We start from the raw sequence: 8,137 nt of genomic DNA on the forward strand, positions 1-8,137 counted from the left end.
CGAGCCGCCCGCGCAGCCGGCGGACGATTCCGCCGCGCCGCCGGAGACAGAGCCGTCCGTGCAGGCCACGGGGCAGCAGCCGACGCCGCCCCCGGCGTCGCAGCCGGGGCAGCAGTATCCGGCCGGCCCGTATCCGCCCGCACAGTACCCGGCGGGCCAGTACGCACCCGGCGCGTACCCTCCGGGCGCCTACCCACCGGGCGCCTACCCACCCGGCGCGGCCCCGCAGCAGCCCTCCCCGTCAGGTGCCTACCCGCCGGGCGCGTACCCGCCGGGTGCATACGGGCAGGCGGCCTATGCCGCGCAGCCGGCGGCCAAGCCGCTCGGTGTGGGTGCGGGCGCGGGCATCGGGTGCGGTGCGCACGTGCTGGCCTTGTTCGTGGCGATGGGGCTGCTGAGCGTCGGCGGCGTGACCGGCTTCCTCGTGCCGTTCGTGCTCATCGCCGTCGCGGCGATCGTGATGATGTTCTTCCCGAAGACCCGCAGGTTCGCGACGGGCGTGCTCATCATCGTCGCTGCGGTCTGGATCATCGTGCTCGGCCCGTGCCTGGGGATGATGACCCAGCACTGACCGGGGCGGGCCTGCGCCCGAACCTGTGCGTATGCTCTCAGCCCGCCCACAACCACCGCCCCCGTAGACTTGAGGGATGCCCGCCGATCGCCTTCACCTCGTGCGCCACGGGGAGGTCTACAACCCCGATCGCGTGCTGTACGGGCGGTTGCCGAACTTCGCGCTGAGCGCCGAGGGTCGCCGGATGGCCGCCGCCGCGGCCGCGCACCTGCGGGGCCTCGACCGCCCCGTCAGCGCCCTGTACGCCTCGCCGCTGCAGCGCACCCGTGAGTCGGCCGAGCCCCTCACCGCGGCCTTCGGACTCACCCCGATCATCGACGAGCGCGTCATCGAGCCGACCAACGTGTTCGAGGGCAAGCAGATGCGCCGCGCCGTGCTGAGCCCCGCCAACTGGCGGTACCTGCGCGACCCGTCGATTCCGACGTGGGGCGAGCCCTACCTCGAGGTCGTGCAGCGGATGGATGCCGCGATGCGCGACGCCTGGGGGCAAGAAGACGGCGGCGACGTCGTGATCGTCTCGCACCAGCTGCCCATCTGGATCACCCACCTCGCCGTCGCCGGCGAGCCGCTGCGCCACGATCCGCGCAAGCGCCGGTGCGCACTGTCGAGCGTGACGAGCTTCGAGCGGCGCGGCCGCGAGTGGGTCGAGGTCGACTACGCCGAGCCCGCGGTCACCGCCGGCAGCGTCGATGTGGGAGCCGTCTGATGCGCCGCAGAATCTGGGCCTCGGTCGCCGCCCTCGCACTCGCCGCGACCCTGACCGCGTGCACGAGCGCCAACGACGGGCTCGTCGAGCAGTACCAGCAGGGCGGGGGCCAGGGTTTCATCTCGGGCGACGGTCGCGTGCAAGAGATCCCGGTCGACCAGCGGGGAGCCGCCGTCGACTTCTCGGGTACGGCGGTCGACGGCAGCACCGTCACGAGCGCCGACTACGCCGACACCGTGCTGGTCATGAACTTCTGGTACGCCGGGTGCGGACCGTGCCGTGCCGAGGCATCCACTCTGGAAGACACTTACCAGACGGTCTCGGCGAAGGGTGCGCGCTTTCTGGGCGTGAACATCTACGACGGCCCCGAGCAGGCGACCGCCTTCGAGCAGACCTACGGCATCACCTACCCGTCGCTCATCGCGAAGGAAGACGCCGACCTCAAGCTCGCCTTCGTCGACTGGACGCCGCTGCAGTCGGTGCCGATCACTCTCGTGCTCGACAAGCAGGGCCGCGTCGCGGCGCGGTTCATCGGCCAGATCGAGAGCGGCTCGATCCTGCGCACCGTCGTCGACGACGTGCTCGCCGAGACGTCGTGAGGCCCTCTGTCGTGAGCGGGCTCTCGTGAACGCCGGCTCGATCGTCTTCGACGGCGCGCTGTGGCTGGCGCTGCCGATCGCGATGCTCGCGGGGCTCGTCTCGTTCCTCTCGCCGTGCGTGCTGCCGCTCGTTCCGGGCTACCTCGGCTTTCTCGGGGGCTCCGTCGGCCTCGAAACCCGCAGGAATCCACGTACTTCGCAGGATTCCGGCGATTCTGTGCGGAGTTCGCGCGATTCTGCGGAGTCTGTGACCCGCGTCGCAGGGCGGGGGCGACTGCTCGCGGGCGTGCTCCTGTTCATCGCGGGGTTCACGGTCGTGTTCGTCGCGATGGGCGTGCTCGCCGGATCGCTCGGCCGGTTCTTCGTCCAGTACCAAGACGCGATCACGCGCGTGCTCGGCGTCGTCGTGATCGTGATGGGGTTCGTCTTCCTCGGAGTGTTCGGGTTCGCCCAGCGCACCGTCAAGCCGCAGGTGCGGTCGGGTCTCGGGCTGCTGGGGGCGCCGCTTCTCGGCGTCGCGATGGGCATCGGCTGGGCGCCGTGCATCGGCCCCACCTACACCGCGATCCTCTCCATCTCGCTCACGCAGGCCGATCCGTGGCGCGCGGTCGCGCTCGCCGTCGCGTATTCGCTGGGCCTCGGCATCCCGTTCCTGCTGCTCGCGATCGGGTTCGGCTGGGCCACTCGCTCGGTCGCATTCCTGCGTCGGCATATCCGCGTCGTCAACATCATCGGGGGCGTGCTGCTCGTGATCCTCGGTCTTCTCATGGTCACCGGCGTCTGGACGTCGGTCATGTCGCAGCTGCAGGGGGTGATCGGCAGTGTCGAACTCCCTCTCTGATCCGCTCCGCCCGTCCGATCACGCCGACGGCGTCGAGCGCATCGCGCAGCCGCGCCTCGGTCTCGTCGGCTGGCTGCGGTGGGGCTGGCGCCAGCTGACCAGTATGCGGACGGCGCTCGTGCTGCTGCTGCTGCTCGCGATCGCCGCGATCCCCGGCTCGATCGTGCCCCAGCGCACCGCCGACCCGAACGGCGTCACGCAGTACCGCACGAACAACCCCGACCTGTACCCGATCCTCGATCACCTGCAGCTGTTCGACGTGTACTCGTCGGCGTGGTTCTCGGCGATCTACATCCTGCTGTTCATCTCGCTGATCGGCTGCGTCATCCCGCGCACGACGCACCACTTCAAGGCCCTGCGCGCCCGCCCTCCCCGCACCCCCGCGCGGCTGTCGCGGCTCGACGACTACACCGAAGCCGTGCGAGTGGTTCCCGCGGGTGAGGATGCCGAGGCCGCGGCATCCCGCGCCGTCGACCTCGCCCAAGCGCAGCTGCGCAAGGCCGGGTACCGCGTCGAGCGGTACGACGCGCCCGCGACGGGCACGCGCCCGGCCGTGGCATCCGTGTCGGCCGAGCGCGGCTATGCGCGAGAGACCGGCAACCTCGTCTTCCACGGCGCGCTCGTGGGCGTGCTGATCGCCGTCGGGGTCGGCGGCGGGCTCACCTATACGGGGCAGACCGTGATCGTCGAGGGGGACAGCTTCGTCAACTCGCTCGGCCTCGGGTACACGTCGTTCAACCCGGGCCGTTTCGTCGACACCGAGAGTCTGTCGCCGTACTCGCTGACCCTCGACAGCTTCGACGTGTCGTACGTGCCGGTGGGCGAGGCGGGTCAGGGGATGGCGGGCGACTTCGCCGCGAACCTCACCACGCGACAGCCGGGGCAAGACGCGAAGCAGCAGACCGTGCGCGTCAACCACCCGGTCGACATGGCCGGCGACCGCGTGTATCTCATGGGCAACGGCTACGCGCCGACGATCACGGTGCGAAACCCTGCGGGCGACGTGGTGTTCCGCGAAGACGTCGAGTTCTTGCCGCAAGACACGAACATGACCTCGCTCGGCGTCGTGAAGGTGCCCGACGGTCTCGCGCAACAGGTGGGCCTCGTCGGCTTCTTCTACCCGACCGCCGCGACGCTGCACTCGGGGGCGTTCACCTCGGCCTACCCGGCGCTCGCGAACCCGCTCCTCACCGTCGACGTCTACGTCGGCGACCTCGGCATCGACGACGGCACCCCGCGCAACGTCTACGCCCTCGACACGAGCGGCATGACCCAGCTCACCGGACGCTCGATCGGCGTCGACTCGCTGAAGCTCGAGCCCGGGCAGACCGTCGACCTGCCGGACGGCCTCGGCACGATCACGTTCGACGACAACACCGCGACCGGCGGCGCCGAGACCGTGAAGCGCTACGTGTCGCTGTCGATCCACCGTGACGTCGGCGCCCCGTTCGTGCTGCTGTTCGCCGTGATCGCCCTGCTCGGGCTGCTCGCCGCGCTGTTCGTGCCCCGTCGCCGTCTCTGGGTGAAGGCCGTTCCGACGGGAGACGGCGCCGTCGCGATCGAGTACGCCGGTCTCGCCCGCGGCGAAGACCCCGCGCTCGGCGTCGCCGTCGCCGATCTGCAGCGCACCCACGGGCAGGCTCTGGATGCCGAGGGATGGCCCACCGGGGCATCCGCCGGGGCATCGAGTGCGGCGTCGGCCGGGGCATCCACTGCCCGCACCGATCCGACCGCTTCCGCGCCCGTTCGGGCCACGGACGACACGCACACCCCCGCGTAGACTGGACGCCATGCCCGCCTCCGACTTCTCGCTCGACGCCGTCTCGGTTCTGCTCGTCTGGACGGCCATCGCGATCTACGCGCTCGCCTTCATCGCCTACGCCGTCGACCTCGCACGCCGCTCCGACCTCGCGCTGCAGCACAAGGACGCCGCCGCGACGGATGCCGCACGCGCGCGCGAACTCGTCGGTGCGGCCGCCTCGGGCGCCGTCGGTGGTGCCCGCGTCGGCTCGGACGGATCGGCCGTCTCGCGCGTGCGCGCCGAAGAAGACGCCGCGGCGATCGACCTCGAAGCCCGGCCCTCGGCGCGCAAGCGCTACGTGTGGGCGCGCATCGGCACATCGCTGACGGTGCTCGGATTCCTGTTCCACGTCGCCGCCGACATCACCCGCGGCATCGCGGCGGGGCGCGTGCCGTGGTCGAACATGTACGAGTTCGCCCTGACTGGCACGATGCTCATTGTCGCCGTCTACCTCGTGGTGCTGCTGCGCTACGACCTGCGCTTCCTCGGAACGTTCATCACGGGCCTCGTGACCGTGCTGCTCGGCGCGACGGCGATCTGGTTCTACACGATCGTGGTGCCGCTGTCCGACCCGCTGAAGAGCGTGTGGCTCGTCATCCACGTGTTCGTCGCGTCGCTCGCGACGGCCCTGTTCGCCCTCGCGTTCGCGCTGTCGGTGCTGCAGCTGCTGCAGGCGCGGCGGGAGCGGCTCGCGATCGCAGCCGACGCGGTCGCCGCGGAGGAGCGGGATGCCGAGGCGTCCGTCGTCGCGGAGACGCCGGCGAACCCCGTGAGGACCGGCCCGCGCTTCCTGCGTACTTTGCCCTCCGCGGACGCCCTCGAATCCCTCGCTTACCGGTTCGCCATCATGGGCTTCATGTTCTGGTCCTTCACCCTCATCGCGGGGGCGATCTGGGCCAATGATGCTTGGAACCGCTATTGGGGATTCGATACCAAGGAAGTCTGGACCTTCGTCATCTGGGTGCTCTACGCGGGATACATCCACGCGCGCGCGACCCGCGGCTGGCGCGGCACGCGTTCGGCCTGGCTGTCGATCATCGGGTTCAGTGCCGTGATGTTCAACTTCACGATCGTGAACATGTTCTTTAAGGGCCTGCACGTCTACAGCGGCCTGAACTGAGGCACCCCGCGCCCCGCGCGCCCGTCCCCGCGCCACGAACCGGCATCCGCCACAGGTTTAACCTGCCGCGGATGCCGGTTTCTGTAGCGCGCCGCGTCTCTGTGAGCCTGTGGTGGCTGAGTCGGCTGCGGACCACAGCCCAGGCGCCAGCAACCGGCATCCGCTACAGGATTGTGCGCGGCAGGCTGGTACCGCACCAGGAACCGGCATCCGCTACAGGGTTAGCCTGGCGCGGATGCTGGTTTCTGTGGCGCCAACGGGAAGCCGCCGCCGGCCGCGGTGGCTACGCCAGCGCGGGGGCGGGCTGCAGCAGCGTCGATGGCTTCGCCGTGCGGCGGCGCGCCACGGCGATGATGGTCACGACGAGGGCGAGCGCGGCCCACACGATCATGCCGGCGAGTCCCGCGCCGAGGCCGCCCGCCGAGGTCAGCGCGGCGAGCATCGCGGTGTAGGCCGGCGTCGTCGGCATGAGCCCCGCCACCGCGGCGAGGACACCCGGCACCGTCGAGACGATCCCGGTCGCGACCGCCAGCACCCCGATGAGCGCAGACACCCACCGTCCCGCGCCGCCGAACACGGCGACGAGAGCCTGGTTGACGGCGGCGAAGGCGATCCCGGCGACGACGGCGAGACCCGCGAAGGTCCACCACGCGCCCGCGTCATAGCCGGCGGCCAGCTGCACCACCAGCGCGACGAGCAGACCCTGCACGGCGCCGATCGCGGCGGCCGGGGCGAAGGCGCGCAGCGCCAGCAGCACCGACGAGCGGCGCGAGCTGAGCGCGTGCCGCGGCACCGCCTGCAGCACGATGAACGATGCGAGACCGCCGAACCACAGCGCCAGCATCGCCAGCAACGGGATCGCCGACGCTCCGAACAGCGTCGTGCTCGCGCCGTCGGCGCGCACCGGGTCCGCCACGACCGACGCGAGGTCCTTCGCCTGCTGATCGGTGTACGAGGGGATCGAGGCGGATGCCTGGGTCAGGCCGTCGGCGAGCGACGCCGTTCCGGTGCTGAGCGCGCTCACGCCATCGGCGAGCGAGGTCGCGCCATCGGCGAGCTGGGTTCCCCCGGCGGAGAGCTGCGCGGCGCCGGAGGCGAGCCCGGTGGCCCCGGTCGCCGACTGGTCGAGGCCGTCGGCGATGGTGCCGAGTCCCGACTGCAGTCCGCTCGCGCCGGCGGTGAGCTGGTCGATGCCCGCGGCCGCGGTGCCGAGCCCCTTCTGCACGCCCGCAGCGTAGCCCGCCGAGTATCCCGCATTCGTGGCGGAGTCGGTGATGCCGGTCGCCAGCTGCCCGAGGGCGAGGCACACGGCGCCCTGCTCGGGCGTCGTCGGCGTCGCGGGCGGGATGCAGTTGTTGGCGGCGAGGAGCGTCTGGTAGGTGCCGGCGAGGCCCTGCGTGGCCGTCGCGGCGGCATTCGTGTACGAGACGTTCGTGGCGGCCGCCCCGCCGAGAGTGTCGGGAGCGGTGGAGGTGAGCTGACCCGACAGCTGTCCGAGACCCGCGGCGAGCTGGCCGGCGCCGCCCGCGGACTGACGGGTGCCGTCGGCGAGCTGGGTGAGGCCGCCCGAGAGCTCCGTCGCCCCCTCGCCGAGCTGGGTGGCACCGCTCGCGAGCGCGGTCGCCCCGGCCGGCAGCTGCGCGGCGCCGGCGGAGGCCTGCGCGGCCCCGTCGGCGAGCTGGTGGGCGCCGGTCGCGGCCTCGCCGAGCTTGTCACCGAGTGTCGTGAACCCGAGGAAGACGTTCTCGAGGTAGACGGTCGACAGCTGCGTGCCGAGCACGGATGCCGCAGCGCTCGCCACCTGCGAGGTGATCGCGTCGTCGACGATGAGGCTGTCGGGCGAGGTCTGCGCCGAGATCGTCGCCTTCTCGGGGGTGCCGCCCGACCCGTCCGAGGCGCCCGCGGTCGACGTCGCGGCCGCGGAGAAGTTCGCGGGGATCGTGATGACGGCGTCGTAGGTGCCGTCGGCGAGGCCGGCCGCGGCGTCGTCGGTGTTCGAGATCGTCCAGTCGAGGTTCGACGGCAGATCGTCCGAACCCCCGACGAGCCCGGCCGCGAGCTGGCGGCCGAGCGGCACGAGCTGTCCGTTGACGGTGACCGGCTCGTCGTTGTTCACGATCGCGGCGCGCATGCCGTCGAGACGTTCGACCGGGTCGTACAGGGCGGCGACGAGGATGCCACCGATCACGACCGGCAGCAGCACGATGCCGATCAGGGTCAGCCAGGTCACGGGACGGCGCGAACGCGCGCGCTCGAGGGAGAGGGTCATGAGATCACCTGCGAGGAGGTCGAAGCGGAAGCGGGAGCCGATGCGGAGCCCGCGGTCAGCGCGAGCGCGCTCACTCCGGGTCGGTGCGCGTCGGAGAGGAGGTCGAGCGCGGCGCCCTCGCGTCGCGCCGAGGCGACGATCGTGAGGGGGCGACCTGGGCCGCCGGCCGTCTCACCGTGGCGCGACCTTCGCCGGCGGGGAGCGGATGCCGCGCGCTCGGCGGCGTCGCG

The 8,137-nt window shown here is 71.5% G+C and carries 6 protein-coding genes and 1 pseudogene; 6 read left to right on the plus strand and 1 reads right to left on the minus strand.

The window, feature by feature from the left end; genetic code table 11:
* The 6 genes and pseudogenes from G3N18_RS15070 to ccsB all read left to right on the plus strand — a co-directional run.
* Positions 1-571 (plus strand): annotated as a pseudogene (locus G3N18_RS15070) (hypothetical protein); the annotation flags it as partial.
* Positions 572-647: 76 nt separating this feature from the next.
* A complete protein-coding gene (locus G3N18_RS15075) occupies positions 648-1,277 on the plus strand; it encodes a histidine phosphatase family protein (RefSeq protein ID WP_196385081.1) in 630 nt (209 codons plus the stop codon).
* On the plus strand, positions 1,277-1,876 hold the full coding sequence (locus G3N18_RS15080) for a TlpA family protein disulfide reductase (protein ID WP_196385082.1): 600 nt from the start codon (positions 1,277-1,279) through the stop codon (positions 1,874-1,876). Before G3N18_RS15075 ends, G3N18_RS15080 begins: the two co-directional genes overlap by 1 nt.
* Positions 1,877-1,901: 25 nt before the next feature.
* A complete protein-coding gene (locus G3N18_RS15085) occupies positions 1,902-2,717 on the plus strand; it encodes a cytochrome c biogenesis protein CcdA (RefSeq protein WP_196385083.1) in 816 nt (271 codons plus the stop codon).
* Positions 2,698-4,497: a cytochrome c biogenesis ResB family protein gene (gene resB / locus G3N18_RS15090; protein ID WP_196385084.1), complete on the plus strand. Its 1,800-nt coding sequence runs from the start codon at positions 2,698-2,700 to the stop codon at positions 4,495-4,497. Before G3N18_RS15085 ends, resB begins: the two co-directional genes overlap by 20 nt.
* A 10-nt stretch (positions 4,498-4,507) precedes the next feature.
* A complete protein-coding gene (ccsB, locus tag G3N18_RS15095; RefSeq protein WP_196385085.1) occupies positions 4,508-5,638 on the plus strand; it encodes a c-type cytochrome biogenesis protein CcsB in 1,131 nt (376 codons plus the stop codon).
* 283 nt (positions 5,639-5,921) lie between these two features.
* Here ccsB and G3N18_RS15100 read toward each other — a convergent pair whose 3' ends face one another.
* Entirely contained in the window at positions 5,922-7,907 is a 1,986-nt protein-coding gene (locus G3N18_RS15100; protein ID WP_196385086.1) for a YhgE/Pip domain-containing protein, read from the minus strand.
* Positions 7,908-8,137: the final 230 nt, after the last annotated feature.

The sequence above is a fragment of the Microbacterium paulum genome (assembly GCF_015707995.1).
Classification (GTDB): Bacteria; Actinomycetota; Actinomycetes; order Actinomycetales; family Microbacteriaceae; genus Microbacterium; species Microbacterium paulum.